This is a genomic window from bacterium (assembly GCA_016708315.1).
Taxonomy (GTDB): Bacteria; Zixibacteria; MSB-5A5; order CAIYYT01; family CAIYYT01; genus JADJGC01.
Map to the genome: position 1 here is coordinate 564340 of JADJGC010000002.1, position 15035 is coordinate 579374.

General features: G+C 49.6%; 20 protein-coding genes and 1 tRNA gene. 4 read left to right on the forward strand and 17 right to left on the reverse strand.

Features of this window, described 5'->3' with window-relative positions:
- Nucleotide 1 precedes the first annotated feature (1 nt).
- Nucleotides 2–607 (reverse strand): serine acetyltransferase, encoded by a 606-nt coding sequence (locus IPH59_02845; GenBank protein ID MBK7090652.1) that lies wholly within the window; start codon nt 605–607, stop codon nt 2–4.
- 281 nt (nt 608–888) lie between these two features.
- Here IPH59_02845 and IPH59_02850 point away from each other — a divergent pair, with 281 nt between their 5' ends.
- Nucleotides 889–1590 carry a CpsD/CapB family tyrosine-protein kinase gene (locus tag IPH59_02850; GenBank protein ID MBK7090653.1) on the forward strand — a complete coding sequence of 234 codons (702 nt, stop codon included), beginning with the start codon at nt 889–891 and terminating at the stop codon, nt 1588–1590.
- Between the two features lie 69 nt (nt 1591–1659).
- On the opposite strand, the gene IPH59_02855 is transcribed toward IPH59_02850, so the two are convergent.
- The 3 genes from IPH59_02855 to IPH59_02865 all read right to left on the reverse strand — a co-directional run bounded on the left by IPH59_02855 (nt 1660) and on the right by IPH59_02865 (nt 3617).
- A tRNA-Leu gene (locus tag IPH59_02855) sits at nt 1660–1745 on the reverse strand.
- Between the two features lie 7 nt (nt 1746–1752).
- Complete coding sequence (locus tag IPH59_02860; GenBank protein ID MBK7090654.1) at nt 1753–2808, reverse strand: site-specific integrase; 1056 nt, start codon at nt 2806–2808, stop codon at nt 1753–1755.
- 326 nt (nt 2809–3134) lie between these two features.
- Nucleotides 3135–3617 (reverse strand): hypothetical protein, encoded by a 483-nt coding sequence (locus tag IPH59_02865; GenBank protein ID MBK7090655.1) that lies wholly within the window; start codon nt 3615–3617, stop codon nt 3135–3137.
- A gap of 52 nt (nt 3618–3669) precedes the next feature.
- Between IPH59_02865 and IPH59_02870 the strand changes: the two genes are divergently transcribed.
- Complete coding sequence (locus IPH59_02870; GenBank protein MBK7090656.1) at nt 3670–3876, forward strand: hypothetical protein; 207 nt, start codon at nt 3670–3672, stop codon at nt 3874–3876.
- 395 nt (nt 3877–4271) lie between these two features.
- Here the strand turns inward: IPH59_02870 and IPH59_02875 are convergent, their stop codons facing one another.
- From IPH59_02875 to IPH59_02920, 10 genes are all read right to left on the reverse strand, one after another.
- Nucleotides 4272–4670 (reverse strand): hypothetical protein, encoded by a 399-nt coding sequence (locus tag IPH59_02875; GenBank protein MBK7090657.1) that lies wholly within the window; start codon nt 4668–4670, stop codon nt 4272–4274.
- 17 nt (nt 4671–4687) lie between these two features.
- On the reverse strand, nt 4688–4858 hold the full coding sequence (locus tag IPH59_02880; protein MBK7090658.1) for a hypothetical protein: 171 nt from the start codon (nt 4856–4858) through the stop codon (nt 4688–4690).
- On the reverse strand, nt 4842–5561 hold the full coding sequence (locus IPH59_02885) for a hypothetical protein (protein ID MBK7090659.1): 720 nt from the start codon (nt 5559–5561) through the stop codon (nt 4842–4844). Before IPH59_02885 ends, IPH59_02880 begins: the two co-directional genes overlap by 17 nt.
- Entirely contained in the window at nt 5512–7326 is a 1815-nt protein-coding gene (locus IPH59_02890) for a type IV secretion system DNA-binding domain-containing protein (GenBank protein ID MBK7090660.1), read from the reverse strand. The genes IPH59_02885 and IPH59_02890 overlap by 50 nt, the downstream gene beginning before the upstream one ends.
- Before the next feature lie 182 nt (nt 7327–7508).
- Nucleotides 7509–8075, reverse strand: coding sequence for a hypothetical protein (locus tag IPH59_02895; GenBank protein MBK7090661.1), 567 nt, complete (start codon nt 8073–8075; stop codon nt 7509–7511).
- 11 nt (nt 8076–8086) lie between these two features.
- The gene (locus IPH59_02900; GenBank protein MBK7090662.1) at nt 8087–8668 is read right to left on the reverse strand and encodes a hypothetical protein; all 582 of its coding nucleotides are present in this window, start codon (nt 8666–8668) and stop codon (nt 8087–8089) included.
- 19 nt (nt 8669–8687) lie between these two features.
- Nucleotides 8688–9041 (reverse strand): hypothetical protein, encoded by a 354-nt coding sequence (locus IPH59_02905; GenBank protein MBK7090663.1) that lies wholly within the window; start codon nt 9039–9041, stop codon nt 8688–8690.
- Between the two features lie 89 nt (nt 9042–9130).
- Complete coding sequence (locus IPH59_02910) at nt 9131–10354, reverse strand: hypothetical protein (GenBank protein MBK7090664.1); 1224 nt, start codon at nt 10352–10354, stop codon at nt 9131–9133.
- Complete coding sequence (locus IPH59_02915; GenBank protein ID MBK7090665.1) at nt 10351–10974, reverse strand: hypothetical protein; 624 nt, start codon at nt 10972–10974, stop codon at nt 10351–10353. Before IPH59_02915 ends, IPH59_02910 begins: the two co-directional genes overlap by 4 nt.
- Nucleotides 10974–11741 carry a hypothetical protein gene (locus IPH59_02920; protein MBK7090666.1) on the reverse strand — a complete coding sequence of 256 codons (768 nt, stop codon included), beginning with the start codon at nt 11739–11741 and terminating at the stop codon, nt 10974–10976. Before IPH59_02920 ends, IPH59_02915 begins: the two co-directional genes overlap by 1 nt.
- 323 nt (nt 11742–12064) lie before the next feature.
- Here IPH59_02920 and IPH59_02925 point away from each other — a divergent pair, with 323 nt between their 5' ends.
- Nucleotides 12065–12229: a hypothetical protein gene (locus tag IPH59_02925; protein ID MBK7090667.1), complete on the forward strand. Its 165-nt coding sequence runs from the start codon at nt 12065–12067 to the stop codon at nt 12227–12229.
- 51 nt (nt 12230–12280) lie between these two features.
- A complete protein-coding gene (locus IPH59_02930; protein ID MBK7090668.1) occupies nt 12281–12496 on the forward strand; it encodes a hypothetical protein in 216 nt (71 codons plus the stop codon).
- Between the two features lie 232 nt (nt 12497–12728).
- On the opposite strand, the gene IPH59_02935 is transcribed toward IPH59_02930, so the two are convergent.
- The 3 genes from IPH59_02935 to IPH59_02945 form a co-directional block, all read right to left on the reverse strand.
- Nucleotides 12729–13154, reverse strand: a complete 426-nt coding sequence (locus IPH59_02935; protein MBK7090669.1) for a hypothetical protein — start codon at nt 13152–13154, stop codon at nt 12729–12731.
- A 13-nt stretch (nt 13155–13167) separates the two neighbouring features.
- On the reverse strand, nt 13168–14148 hold the full coding sequence (locus IPH59_02940) for a hypothetical protein (protein MBK7090670.1): 981 nt from the start codon (nt 14146–14148) through the stop codon (nt 13168–13170).
- 208 nt (nt 14149–14356) lie between these two features.
- On the reverse strand, nt 14357–15035 hold a 679-nt coding region (locus tag IPH59_02945), incomplete at its 5' end, for a hypothetical protein (GenBank protein ID MBK7090671.1).

The following is a 15035-nucleotide window of genomic DNA, read 5'->3' on the forward strand; positions in this document are numbered from 1 at the left end:
ATTATTCCAGTTCTCGCTTTGTCAAGAGCTCGCTGTTATCGAAACTGTTCATCACCACACGTCCCGGATTGCCTGCCACCAAACAACCATCTCCCACACTGCGGGTCAGCATGGTGCCATTGGCAATCGTGACACCGTTGCCAACCGAGATAGCGCCAGAAACGACCGATCCAGTACCTATCCAAACGTTATCACCGATAGACGGTAAGCCAGTCTTGCCTTCAGAATGACCTACGCCAATTGTTACATTGTGAGTGACGCTGAAGTTCTCTCCGATTACTACTGGACCGATGTAAATAGTGCCCACGTGCCCAATGAAGAAACCTGGACCGATTGTAGCATCATCTATGTTTACGTGGTGGAAGAACTGCATCCAATAGTTCAAGATTACGTGTACGATTACAAAGGGTATCCCCAACAACCGACTTACTTGTGAAATCCGTCCCGCCATCTTACCGAAACGATAGACCGCGACGCAATGAAGCCCAAAATGCTTGAGCCATAAGCGGCACTTGCGAACTATTGATGGACTTGTGTTGCCAAACTGGACACGGTAGAACTTATCTATGTCCGCTCGGAATGCACCTCTCCGCTCTGTCTTTGCCATGCTATTCTACGAAGTTCTGGATTATCATGTTTTCTCGCTCGTTGGTATCTTTCTACACAAATCTGCCGTTGGGATGTCCATTCGATTCGTTAATATATCGGACGAAAGTTGTGCGGCAACAACCAAACTGAACAAATGTTTGTAACGTAAGGTGGTTATTATGTTTTGACTCTTTATGCCGAAACATTATCATAACCATCAGAATCTCGATTTCGTAGGTGAATGGACTCGCATTGCTGCGGACCGGGTAGAATCGAAACGGACAGGAATACTCTGATTATATGGCCAAGGAAAAGCGCCCATCAATTCTCGACTACTATAAGTTTGACTCGGTTGCCGGTACTGAGTTACGTCGCCTGCTGCATAACGTAACACGTCCGATCAAGGGAATCACCCCGCGATCGATTCTAGTAACTTCTGCAATCACCGGCGAAGGTAAGTCCACGATTGCGGCATTGTTGGCCGTTACTTCAGCACACCACAAAAAACGCAAGACATTGCTAATCGATTCAGATCTTCGTCGTCCAACGGTACACGAGATGTTCGGGATTGAGAACAAAATAGGATTCTCGGAACTGATCACAGAAAAGGCTGAGTTTGAAACTGCACTTGCCTCGACTAGGATTGACAACCTCTGGCTTCTCCCCGTCGGGACTGTTGATGGAAACGCAACCGAGATGATCCGGGAGGACATGGTTCGAAAGGTCATCGAACGGGCGGTATTCAGTTTTGACCTAGTGATCGTTGATTGTGCGCCAATTATTCCGGTTTCTGATCCGGCGATCATTTCTTCGGCCGTAGATGGAGTCGTTATCGTCATTCGCGCAGGCAAGACACAAAAGGAAATAGTGCAGCGGGCACGAGATATTATCTTGAAAGCTGAAGCGAACATACTCGGGATAATCTTGAATAACGTCCAGCGTGCTCTCCCCTATCACTACGGCAATGAGTATTATGGCCAATATTATAGCAGCAAGAAGTAGTGCTGGTCAGTACTAGTAATTCCTGAAAGTGCGCCCTCCAAGTTCACCAGTATTCGTCTGCAAATAATCTGCCGGAGACCGGAATCGAACCGGTACGTGTGTCACCACACGAGGGATTTTAAGTCCCTTGCGTCTACCAATTTCGCCACTCCGGCAAACACGTTAAGTCATTGCAGATGAAGCTGATACGATTTTCGCCTTCTTCTGGCCATTTGCCTTGGTGTCCAAATAGTGTCTATCAGGAAACCTCAATGTGTCCACTGCTCCCCTCTTGTGGCTTTGACTCAAGTGTGAATACCGAACTGTCATGTTAATAGTGCGGTGGCCCAGCAACTCCTTCACGGTTAGCAGATCGGCACCATTCATGACCAAGTGTGATGCGAATGTATGCCTCAAATCATGAAACGTGAAGTCCTTCAGACCCGCTAGTAGAACTGCTTTCTCGAATGCCGTCCGAATGCTCTTCACGGGATTTCCGTCTGCGTTAGAGAAAACATACTCCTTGCTCTGATCGATCGGCTTCAGAGCTTGATACAGCTGGTCAGTAACTGGGATGTCCCTAGAGTAACCGTTCTTAGATCTTCGCACGATTATTACCCTGTTAATCAGATCCACGTCTTCCCATTTGAGTTTCAGTATCTCACCAAGTCTCATTCCGGTATTAAGGGCGGTGATCACCATGGGCTTGACACGCTCTGAAATTGAAGACAGTAACTTGTCGATCTCATCCAATGAGAGATATCGTGTCCGGGCGTTATCCTCGCGAAACAACTTCACAAGCTTCACGGGATTTATGCTCGTCATGTCCCAATGAATCGCTTTCGTGAACATGTGTTTCAGACACGCGAGCTCTCTGTTGACAGTAGCAGGAGCTACGCTTTGTCTTCGCTCGTTTTTGTATTCTTCGATCGCAAGGGGCGTGATTAGGGAGAGTTTCATTCCTGCGAACTTCTTGCTCAGCAGCCTTATGCTACGTTCGTCACGGCCCCACGAAAGTTTATTTGCCTTGGCGTACTGGAGGTAATTTCGCGAGAGCTGCTCGAATGTAACCTTCGACATCTTCGCGATGTCAAGATAGCGATTTTCTGCAATCTGTAGCTTTCGCTTAGCCAGTGCATGCTCTGCCATCTTTTTATTCGGTCCGATGGCCTCACGCTTGCGTCCACCCTCGACATAATAGTCGATGTACCAGCTATTATCTTTCTTAAAGAGTGCCATTACTACTTCCTTCCCTCACGGACGTCAAAACTACGATGTCCTCGCCAATAGTCAAGAGAAACTCTCTTTGTATCGTAGGTCAGTCGCTAAGATCGCGCGGGTGGACTTTTTTGCTTTCGAGCCATGTTAGCACGTCGGCGAGATCGAACATGACTTTTTTTCCATTTTGATGAATGGTATTTCTCTTCGTTGGGAGACCCAGGAGTCGATGGTGAAGATGCTGAGTCCGAGATATGCGGCGAGTTGTTTTTTGTCGAGGAATTGTCCCCTCAGTGGCGTCTGGGCGTTTGGACGTGGCGCTGTCTGCCGGTTTCCGTTTTGGTTCTTCATGACGGTTGACTGCTCTTTTGAGGAGTATCACTCTTTGAATTGGTGCGAAAGGTGTTTATGTAGGTGCAGTTCTTGAACCCGACGCATGTCAGTCGCTGTCTGAGTGCGCCGCCTTGTTTGCAGCCGTATGTGTATTTTTCTTGGCCGAAGGCTGATCCGAGAATGATCTCGATTTCCGTTTCGCTCAGTGGTGGGTTGTTTTGCGGATTCCAGACGGACGAAAGGATGATCCTTGCCTGGCTGGAGCTGATTCCGAGTCGCCTTAGCTCGCTGGCGATGATGTGTCCGATGTGGTTTCTTTCGCCCTGGCCGGCTCCGCAGAAAATGGCATGTCGGACGCAATCCTTGATCACCGGCACAATTGCGCCTTGCCGGTATCTTTGCCGGTCGTTTTCCGGCGAAACGGAACCGGAATTCCGGTGCTGGATTTTCTCCCAGGTATCGGGGAGTCTTTTGTTGAAGAGCTTGTCCGGGATCAATTGTTGTCACTTTCGTCAAGACTTCATGCTCGTTTGTTTCCGGATTCAGGTTTTGGTCAAGAAAGTCGCACCAGTTGTTGGTGACCTGGTGTTTTCCCATTGGGGCTTTGACGAGGTTTCCGAGTTTGCCGGTTTCGATGTAGTCTTGTTTGGGAAAGATCTCGTGATTATTACTGATATCTTGACCCAGGGCTCTGGCAATGCGGTTTGGATATGGTTTGTCGAAGAAGATCCAGATATGGTATCCCTTCTTCCCTGAGAATTCGGTCAAGAATGGGATTTCAAGTTGGCTGACGCGCCTCTGTACTTTGCGGAGTTCGGATTTGTCGAGGGTGTCGATGTCGATGCAGAGCCATTTGGTCGTGCTGTCTGCCGAAGAGTATAGGCCGATGGTCTTGTTGCCTTGCAGGTGGTTTGCAATGACGGCGTCGGTTATTGGCTCTCGGATGACGGTATAGCCACCGCCGTTGGCGGCGATTTGAAGTGGATAGCAGTCCTCGCGTTGGACGAATCGCTGGCGGAACAGGTTAATGATATCTTGGCTCGGTATTGGCGTCATATTTTCCATTTCACTCCCTCCTGAACTCAAGCGGATGGCTTGGTGCTCCGGTTTCAGATCGGAGCACTGAGCCATCAGCATTGTTGAGATTACCGTTAGATCTGGCGGGTATTCTGAAGCAAAGCTATGAAGTCGCGATATGTCTTGGTGAATCGAGACGAATCGGAGTCTTGAATAATCCCAGGTAGGGAGTCCTTGAGGATTCGGATCACGTGAGTAACGATTTCTTTCTGCAGTTGCCAATCGGAGGGATCGATTAGATTGGCGGTCTGCCATTCGATCAGCTGGATGAGTTTTTGTTGTTTCATGGCTTCTCCGAGTTGTGCCAGCACGTTTGCGATTCCGGCGCCAAAGATGTCGATGGCATCGAGATATGCCGCTTCGTAACCGCGGGCGCCGTTGTTGTCGTAGTGTTGGTCGAGGAGCCAGATTGCCTCGGTTAGAGCTTTTGAGCGTGTGCGTTCAGACGGAACTGCACTACTGTAATCAGGCATATGCAGCACAAAGTCTGTCAGGCATTCGTTGAATTCGGTGAATGCACTGATGTCGGCTTCCGGGGAACGTAGCTGCCAATGGCGGCATCCCAGACTTGGGACATTTCCTCAACTGCAGTTACGGAAAGCACCTTGTCAATAATGTCTCTGATCCGTTTGGATTGCTCTTCTTCATTCGAATTCTTCATAGTAGAACTGCTCCTCCGGCGATGATTGTTTGTCACTCGAAGCCATGGAAACACCGGAAGTACCGAAAATGCGCGCTTTGGTGCCGCCGGCAGCTATTTCATCTTTGACTTCCTGAATTGGCTTGTAGTAGTGCTGATGTGAGTGGTCAATGATTTGTTGCTGGTAGTTCGTTTCGGGAATTGGCAGTTTGTCTTTGGTCTTGATCTTGACGATGTCGGTACCGATACGAGCAACCGCTTCACCGATACCAAAATTGGCAATGTCGTCCGGCTCAACCAACTTGCGCAAATCCTTGACTAAATAATGGGCGTCGTTCAAGTCAACGTTAAACACAATTGTTGATCCCGAGGTCAGAATGGCGTCGCGAGTCGCCCGGTTAAACTGCTCGAGGTATTGGTGGGCAAGCGTGAGACTCACCGCAAACTTGCGATTCTCAGCAATCAAATCCTCAAATGAGGCATTGAGAAAACGGTGTGCTTCATCGCAATAGATATGAAAAGGCTTTCGCAGTTCGATTGCCGTGTCGCTGCGGCTAAGCGCGGTGATATGGAGCAGTGAGAGAATGAAACTCCCCAACAATTCTCGAACATCCGACCCGAGTTCGGCGAGATCGATCAGGAGAATCTTGCCGGAATCCATGATCTCGCGAAAGTTAATGCGGCTTTCCGGCTGGGAGAGCATTAACGCTACCGTGCCAGACATCAAGTAGTTTGCTCAATTTATGCTGTGGCGGTGTTAAGTCCTGGTTGCTGTATTTGGCGAAGTCGTTTTGCCAGAAATTTTGTGTTATAGCATTGTCGAGCACCTTCTGGATTTCGATAATTAAGGATTTGCTTTCCTTTGAGCCTTTCCGCAGCAAGTTGGCGACGTCAAGGAATGAAGATCCGGGGACCATCAGCAAAGCATAGATGGCATGCCGCAGCAGGTTTTCAAGGCGATCGCCCCAGCCTTGGACAATTGACTTGATCGCTGAGACGATGTCGTCGGCTGTACGGCTGATGTCTTGGTTGGGAACGGCTTGTAACGGATTCCAGAGCGGAACCCACGAACGATCTCCAGGGAAAAAGTAGATCACGCGGTCCCTGTGTTCCTCTGGGATAATCTGCAAAAGACGACGTACCAAGTCACCGTGAGGATCAAGCACGGCCACTCCGGCACCGGCCTGAATATCGTTGAGAACCATGTGCTCCAAGAGAGTTGACTTACCCATTCCAGGTCTGGCGATAAGATGAGTGCTGCGAGATCTAATTTCGCTCGGTATGCACACCGTTTTTTTCGTACCGGCGAATTCAGAGATGCCGACCGGCGTACCGGCGAGCAGGGTTTCTTCTTTGACTGGCAGTGTCTCCAGCATGGTCACCGATTTCCGGCGGTCCAGCATTTCCGCCGGCGGCAAATGCACTAGCCCGCAAAGCTCAGAAGAGTTCAAGAGGAATCCGTGCCTGTGACACTGGCCATTAACGAACATTGCCTGGACGGCACCGGCGGCAATGACCATTTGGTATTCATCCTGTGTAACGGATTGTAGTGGACGCCCTCCGTGCTGGAATAGATGGGCAACTCCAGTCAACCTTTGAAGATGTTCACTGCTCGTTTCACCGGCACCAACCATTCCGATTCTTAACGCGCAAGCAAAGAACGGTTTGTCATTGTGAGCCTTGGTCTCGGAATCAAACGCCATGCCCTTAAGTTCGCCGGAAGGCGATTGATTCGGTGATCGAGAAGGAACTGAAAAGCCAGAGAGAAGCTTGATATTGTACTCCAAGTCGAGCAACGTGTTGACATTCTGATGCCAATCGTTGTCGGCAGCCGTCGACTGAAGCAATACTTGATAGCAGCCTACGGCATCGCTCGGTACACGTTCAAGCGCAACAAACACTGCATCCAGTGGAGAGATCTTGAATTCATCCGGCTGCGTCAGCAGGTGGGAATATGGCGGCAATGGATAGAAGTCACTGAAAAGCGCCTGACTCCAGTCTATATGGCCATACCGCTCAAATGGATTCTCGATGTCGAGAGTTATCTCGCACGCCTCGAACTGGCTTCGAAATGCCGTGTCCAGAAGCGCTGCGTCCTTGTCCGTTACCAAGAAGCCCAGCTGTATGTTGTCGCGATTTCCGACAATCTCAAATGCCACCCTGAACCGGCATCCCTTGAGCATTTTGAGAAAGAGCTCCGCTTTCACCCAGCTGAACTTGTGATCTGGCGATATCCAAGCTCTCAACCGCTGGAGTCTGACGGGCTCAGAAACTGCTGCTACAGCCTGGTACTGTTCGGCCGTTGTCGACACTGATGGGCTTCCTGCCATGCCAATTGCAAACGGTGAGAACGGCGGCTCAAGTGCGACCGGGCCGGAGAAGATGTCGGGTAAACAACCTTTCGCTGCCTCGGCCTCGATTGCCGCTCGAGCCCTTGCGGCGATGACTTGTGATTGTGCACGGGCTATAATGGACTTTTCGATTGGCACTGGTCTTAACCTTCGGCAACAGGGTTCTGGGTCTTCCAATGCTTAAGGCGGATCAAAGTTACCGACTGTTTCAGATAGGTGATCTCTTTGGTAGGCGAAAGCGCTTCGGCGAGGTCCGGTGAATCGTCCTGTGGAGTCTTGACGGACGGTACTTTTGGTGGACCATCAATGTAATGGTAAAATCAGATTCGCAGGGTCACATTCCGGATCATATAGGGATGGTTCTCGAGCACTTTCTCGAATCGCATCAAAAGCGTCAGGCCATTATTCTCAAGTAACTCTGGAGGAAGATAGTCTTCAAACCGTTCCGAATACTCCCGAGCTGCATCTTCCTTTTCCTCATCATCGAGATACATGAGAAATTCTTCCACGGTCACATGTATATCTATACGTTGAAATTCGCTAGCGGCATGCTTGGCAATCCGCTTCATCAGCCCGTATAGACCGCCGTGAATTCCTGTGCGAGCTATGAGGTGCGCATGCTCTACCCCATTCTCACCGAAGTAAGACCGCAAGAGCTTGAATACCTGGTTGCGATTCCAACTATAGTCATAGTACGGCCAGTACTCCCACACGCATGACTGAACACTCTGATGGAATAGTGTCATGAAATGCAGGAAATCCTGACAACTTTCTACGCATGCATTGGCGGAGGGAAACGTATCTAGGCCGAAGTCGGCGCGCCGCTCCGGGCCGTCGATAACTTTGACCGGATCGAGCTTAACTAGCAAGTCTGAAAGAACCGTCATCTTGCCGTCTTTCAGATCCTCAGAAACAACGCAGACGTTTTTCTAAGTCCATCAACATAAGCCCGGATGAGATCTTCATAGTCAGCTGCGTATCTCTCTGGGTTCGCTGTATCTAATTGCTTCAGAACATCTGGTCCACATCGTGACATGAACTGTGAGATGATATCAACCTTGTCCTCCCAAGAGTTTGGTTTGACTTCGTCGTCAAGAACCTTGCGCATATGTCTTGCGATAGACTCCGCCTTCAAGCTGTCGGCGATGATGTCAAGTATGGCGCGCAGTCCGCCATTTGTCCCGAAACGGGCATCGTTGAATGCGCCAACAAATCCTCCACGTTGCTGTCGATACTCGCGATCAAGAATGTCCTTAGCTCTTCCCTCTGACTCGGAAGCTGTTAGGTAGCCACCATGGGAGATACAGGTGACAAAATGATAATTGTAATATTCTCCGATCACTCGTGTGAATTCACCGATGTCGACAATGGCGAAGAGTGGTGGAGCGTATTTCATTCTGGCTTGATCATGCGGGATGGCGATCAGCCTAGCGATGTATCTTTCGTCAAGTTGTTCGAGTATAGATGAAAGATATCCCATAATTGATCCTCAAATACTACTACATCAATCTAATGATCGCGATAAGCCGGTCAAGTGATTGTGAGTAGGTTTCGATAATTGGCTCATAATCGGCTGCGTATCGTTCCGGCGGCTGGTTGTGAATCTCTGGTGGGAGTGTTGGTCCCAGTTGTTCTATAAGCGACTTAATCAGGTTGGTTTTGGTTGTGAAGTCCAATGGATCAATGGCGGTTTTCAGAACCATTCTGACGTATTTTCGGCGCTCTTCCTCTTTGAGGTGGCGGGTCATTTCATCATAGATTAATCGAAGTCCGCCGCGAGTGCCATCGACAGCCTCTACGTAAGCTCCTTTTTCTTCGCCGGAGTTTGAAAAAGCGCGTCGAAGTAGTTCCAATGCGTCTGGTCCGACTCGGTTATAATCCTCAAGCCCTGGCAGGAGTCCGCGGTGGCGAAGTAGATGCGCATAAAATGCCGTTATGCATTCTAAGAACTCCTCAAAATCTCAACCGTCACGCGGTCAGAAACGTAGCCGGCGCGGGCGGTGTCAATCGGCAGAAGCAGATTCCGGGCGATACTCTCTGCCGAAAGCTCATCGATCAAGTGCTTGAGCAAAGCGGTTGTTACTGTCCCCGCAATCTTTGAAGGCGCCTCTGGCTCAACTCCTGGCGATGGTCGTCCAGTGTCCCCAAAAGAAGCCCGATAAAGCGACCTCACGTCCGGGTAATCCGATTCAGCGGCTAACTGCGACAGGCTGAGGCAATCCTTCATCTCGACCAATGGCCATATCCCCGGCTTCCTTTTTGTATAGGGTGGCATTGAAGCGATCAGTTGCGAAAGTCGGTCGCCAAAGCCGGAAGGGTATGCCCGTATGCCTGCGAAGTACTCCACGAAGACATGAAACAGCTCTCTTGCCTTCTTAAAGTCACTCTTTAACAAGCTCCCTTCTTCCGCCGTCCAGAAGCGAAGATCATTTCCCTGAACGAGATGCATGGTTGCTTTCTCAACGGGACTGCCGAAGGTAGGATTGCCGCTTTCGCCTTCAAAATAGCCCGACCTCAGCGAAGCTAATGAGAGCTCTTCCTCACTTGCTACCAGCGGCAACAGCTCAGAAATGTCACGAACCGCAATGATGTCCAGCCGATCCTGATATTCGATTACTGCCCTTCTGACTTTGTCGGTTTCGCCAGGTGATAACTGCTTGGCGGATGCGTCCGCATCGACGCCGGCGAAAATGAATCGCTTTATTGAAGGATCGGTAGAGGCGGCATTGAGCTTTTCCGGAATTCCTTTTACCGGTAGGAAATGCCCGTCGACTGTCGCAACTTGACCGGTGAAAACAGTGTCTTCTGGAATCGGGAAATTCAGGGTCACTGAAAGCGCAGCCATCAGGAATGCAAGGTCAAGTGAATGGCCCGAAACTGTAAAGTCGAGTCCGTGCAGGGCCGCTGCGCTAATTCCCTTCACGCTCATTTCATAGTCACTAGGATTGATTCCGAGAGGCTGACACACTCGGTCAATGACTGGAATGATGATGTCTCGTATGTGGTCGACCGAAGCTTGATCGACTTGCACCGCGCCGATAACGGCAATTCGTTGGCCCGAGCTGTCTTTTCTTTGGCGAACGTGTATGCTGGTGATGGCGCTGTGCCCCGGGGGAATCACCAAACCAAACTTGGCTTGGCCAACTACTGCGGATTCCGAGTTCATGTCGCTTCCGAATCCCGGTTTGTTGGGCGATGGCTGATTCGCATGTTGCCGAATTCAATTCCGGGAAAGACTTCAACAAGCAAGCAGCCGCCAAGCAAAGACTCCGTAAGAGAGGCTTTCGCTTGTGCAAGATCGGTCATTGCTGCTGCGGGGTATTTGGCTTGCGGAAAGGCTATGGCCCACTGCAATTCATTCGCCGAGAGTTGCTTGGACCAAAGCAGGCGGCCATTGGAAAGAGTGATTCGATATTCACCTGGAAAGATCTTGCCAATTGTGAGTGGCTCTGCGCCGATCTGGCAGGTGAGACTGCCGATCATGTTGCCATCTTTGGTAATGTTAATTGTTAGCGGTTCCGACTTGGCTAATTCGGCAATCTCGCCTCGCAAAGTATCAAGATGGCCTTTGATTTCATCCAGGGCGCCAGAGTCCATCTCCAGCGCTTCTTCAACAACTTTCATGAACAACTGGAAGTTAACAAAGCCCTCGCTGTATTCCGGCGTGTCTCCCAATTGGCGTATGGTCGCGAATGCCTCCAATAGTGCCGTCCTTGGCTCATGCGCTTGTAGGGCTTGTTGGAGAAGCCTGAGGAAATAGAGGTTCTGGTTGGGATTCTCAGCCATCAGCTTTCCTTCTCCGTATCTGAATTCAACATCCGGTCGATGACGGAAGAGACATTGGCCTCCTGAGCGGCTTCCAGGAAGACTGTGTCAGATACTATTGCCTTGGCCGTGTTTCGCCATAGATCCGGAATGGCGTCTCCTTCTTCCCCTGTCTGCTTCTGCCGCCATTGACTGCCGGCGAATCGGCTGAATGTCGATTTGCTCAATCCAAAGTCCTTCGCGATGGCGCTATCCTCAAACGTTTCATCCGCCAAATCGCCAAAAATGCGTAGTATCAGCTGTTCAAGCGTCTTCTTGCCCAAGCTCCTAATGGCGGGCCGCAGCTTATCAATATGGTTAGCCTTCTCCATTGCGACGACTCGTGCAAGTAGAGATGGCACATCCTCCGTTGATCTGCTGTGATCTACCACGGCCGCCAACTGGTCAGCCAATTCGTCCACAGGGACCAGGCGGTAGAGATAGAAGTGAGCGTCGATTGTCGCCTGAACCCGATCTCGCAACTCGTTTAAGTCTTCATCCGGCCCAGCGGGCTGATCGTTAAGCCACTCACGGAAGATGTTCGTTGGAATTTCTACCGGATACCACAAGGTAACTGCCTTACCGCGGACTCTCCAAGCGTAGCGGCTGGAGAATGGTCTTTGGCGCCGCAGCGCTTCCAGCCGCGAGAGATAGAAATGGTGCACCACGAAGCCCTGTAGAATCGTGCCCACGGCTTGCTCTTCATCCAGAGCGCTGGCCAGTGGATTCTCCTTACGCCATTGTACCATTCGATCCAGAACTACCCTGTAGTAATTGCGGCAGTCTGTCTGTCTCTGTTTCAGCTTTTCGGTATTTTCGTATTGAATACCAGAATCACGTTTCGTCAAAGGGAGGTCATTGAACTTGGAAAGAGTCAAGTCATATGCGTTATCGGAGATTTCGGTTATCGTCCTTTTGGAACCTTGTCGCCGTAGTTCACGTTCACGAAGTTGCCAAAGAAACTCAGTGAGCCGTAGTCGCTTTCCGTCGTAATAAAATGTCTTTCTTGCTGAAACTAATTCAACAAGTGCATCCCGACTCGAAGTGAAGACGATCTGGCGGATAAGTTCTAGTGTTGATCTTGATCTGTACTCAAAGCGCCTATCGTCCATACCAGCGATTCTCCGGCGTTACTGACTATACCAAGCCCGTTGACAATCTGAACCAAATTACCTCACTTGTCAAGAGCCACGAAATGTGGCTGCTACCATTTCCTGCAACAGATCCCGGCGGTTGATCATTGAGGTGGATATTCACCTGAATCCACTTTTTCAACAAGTCATGAAGGTTGAATATCGCTAAACTACTCGATCCACTTCTGCCAAGCTACTCGTGTAATCTCCGACGATTGTGCTGCTTCAGCAATAGCCGCGATTTCGCTCTCGATGGCCTTACTGAGTTCTGGGTCGGCTGGCGTGGTGATTTCGTAGTATTCGAGTATCTCGTCGAGTTCGTCGTGGGTGTCGAATGGGAATTCTGGGTCTTGTTTGATGTACTCGATTAGTTGGTGGATTCTTATTTTTTGTTCGGTTTCAATTTTGGTTTGTTCCTCCCAGAGCTTCTTTCTTTAGGGCTCCGTGTTTGTTTTCGTTTTTGCTGATGCTGGAACGAAAACAAACCGCGGAGCCGAGGAAGAGATTGCTGTTTCTGGTTCGGATGGATTGTTCGAGAAGGGGCGGTACCCCATTCTGGGGGAAAGCTTTACTGAACAGTTTGCGATGGAGCGAATCTGTTAGCTAAAGCTTTAGCCCCTTCGAGAGAATAGTTTTGGCTGGCACGCGGCGGTAGCTGCTTATCGTTTGGCGATAGCGCCGGAAATTTCGTACAGGTGGTTGTCGATCGCCTTCACGATGAGTCTGGTAGTCTTTGGCCATGTCTGTTGGCCGCAGTCCGATGAAGTTGTAGTTGTTAGCCGTGTAGACTCGTTGTTTTCTTTGTGCCATTTCGTTGTAGGTTTGGTTTCCGTTTATCCCCAGGTATTCGATTACTGTGTGGTATTCTGGCAAATAGAAGTCAGGGTGCCAGATGTATCGCTTCTGTCCTTCCTTTAAGTAGATGTCTGGTTCGTATTGGAATGGCATCTTGAGTTGATCGAGTAAGTTGGCTATTTGGCGTTCTCCTTGGCTTCGGTATTGCCGGTTGAGTTTGGTTTCCAGTGTCATGTTGTGAGTTTCTTCATGATTTCGACTTCGCCTCGAGTGAGTCGTAGCAACTGCTTTTGGAGGTTTTTGAGTTTGTCGAGCATGTTTTGTGATTCGTCTTGCAGCCGTTGTGCTTGGGCAAGGTAGGTAGGTTTGCTTGCTTGGCGTTGTTATGTCCGAGTTCGTTTAGCGCCAAGTTCAAGTTTCTTTGGAATTCTTGGTGGAATTGCTCTATGCGCTTTTCGATGAGTTGTATGGCTTTGTTGGCCACGATACTTTCGCGTTCTACTTGAATTGCTTCCTTTAGTAGTCGTTGGTTTTCTGGTGTGAGTTGGTTGTAGGTTTGTGATAGTTGGGTGAAGCCTTTGATGTCCCATTGTTCGAGTTTCTGATTGATAAGTTTGAGCTGGTTCATTGAGCGGCTTAGTTCAGAGTCTTGTCGTTGGAGATCTCGAAAGACATCTCTGATGGCTGGTTTGGTTTCTGGCGTGATTCCCTTGGTTTTCAGGATGTCGATGATGGCTTTGATGTCTCTCCCCATAAGCTTTTCGGACTTTGCTGCTTGCTTTTCTTCCTTGGCGGATTGCTCAGCCAGGCCTTCCTTTTGAGTGAATTGTCCGGTGTCGGGCTTTGAAACGGCTCTTGGCGTTGCTTTGTCAGAAAGGTCGATCTCGGATAACACGTCTCTGCCAGTTGGGAGCTGGCTTTTGGCTTTCATAGCGAGCATGACAATCAGTACTGGTATGGTTATGAGAATTGCAGCATCGACCCAGGCAGCGAATTGGTTGCTCTGCGCCCAAGCGTACAGTTCTGGAAATGTGGCCCTAGTGAGAAAGTATGTAATGATAAATGCGGCGAGTCCCGAGGTGGCGGTGTTTCCTCCAATGTGCTTGATGAAGATGAAAACTGTTAACGCGACGAGGCTGAGTAGGATCACTGCCGCAAGTGGTGCCAGGTTTCCGAGTCTGAATCCGGTAGTGTAGGAAAAAACCGTCATGGCGATGCTGAGGATCATGGCTATCCCAACGCTGATGGACTTGCCTTCCCTTCCCGGAAACTTCTTGGTAAGCACGAATCGAGAAAGCCCTGTAAAGATGACCAGGTAGATGACGAAGTCGATAAACGTGCTGTATTGTTGATAGGTCGATGCGATGTCTAAGTCTCGGAATGGTTGAAGTATGGTTTCGAGCGGGTTTGCGATGGGTTGTTCACCTCGGAGTTTTTTATTGCAGAGCTTCGAATAGCCTGTTGATGCAGTTTATTTTGGTTTCTTCTGGCATAGTAAGTGTGATGCGTTTGCTCTTTTTCTTGAGAGTTTTGAGCCAGCCGGTGTCGGCATAGATCAATCCCATGTCACTGAAATAGATCAGGAAGTTTCTGACCATTCTGTCAGTTAGTGGAGCATATTTGTATTGGTGGCAGTAGTGGGAGTAGTCTTTGTAGATGTCGTCCGAGGGAATAATCCGTTTAGGGTTCAAGAGAATAGACAGAAAGAGGATTTTCTGGTGCGTTGGCAGGGCGCCAACTATTCCCGTGTACGCTTCGCTTTCTCCCCGCTCCTGAGCCTCTTCAAAGATTGATAATGGAATGTTGGGAGCCTCTTTTCGATGGCGACGAGAGCACAGTAATACAACAGTTTGAGGGCTTCTCGTGCGTCTCCCCTCTTTGGTCGTTTCTGCTGCTGCGATCTTTTCAAGCAAGCCTTCGCCGATGACTCCCGGCTTGAAGCAGTAGTCGATTCTGTCTTGCATGATCTTGAGCAAGTCGTTGGCGTTGTAGGGCGTGAAGATAATCTTGTTACGGCCAAAGCTGCTCGTAACTCTGGGCTTGATGTAATTGGAAACGTTCACGTCATTGGAAATAATGATGGTCGTAACCCTGCTGGAAACGAAGTCGTTAATG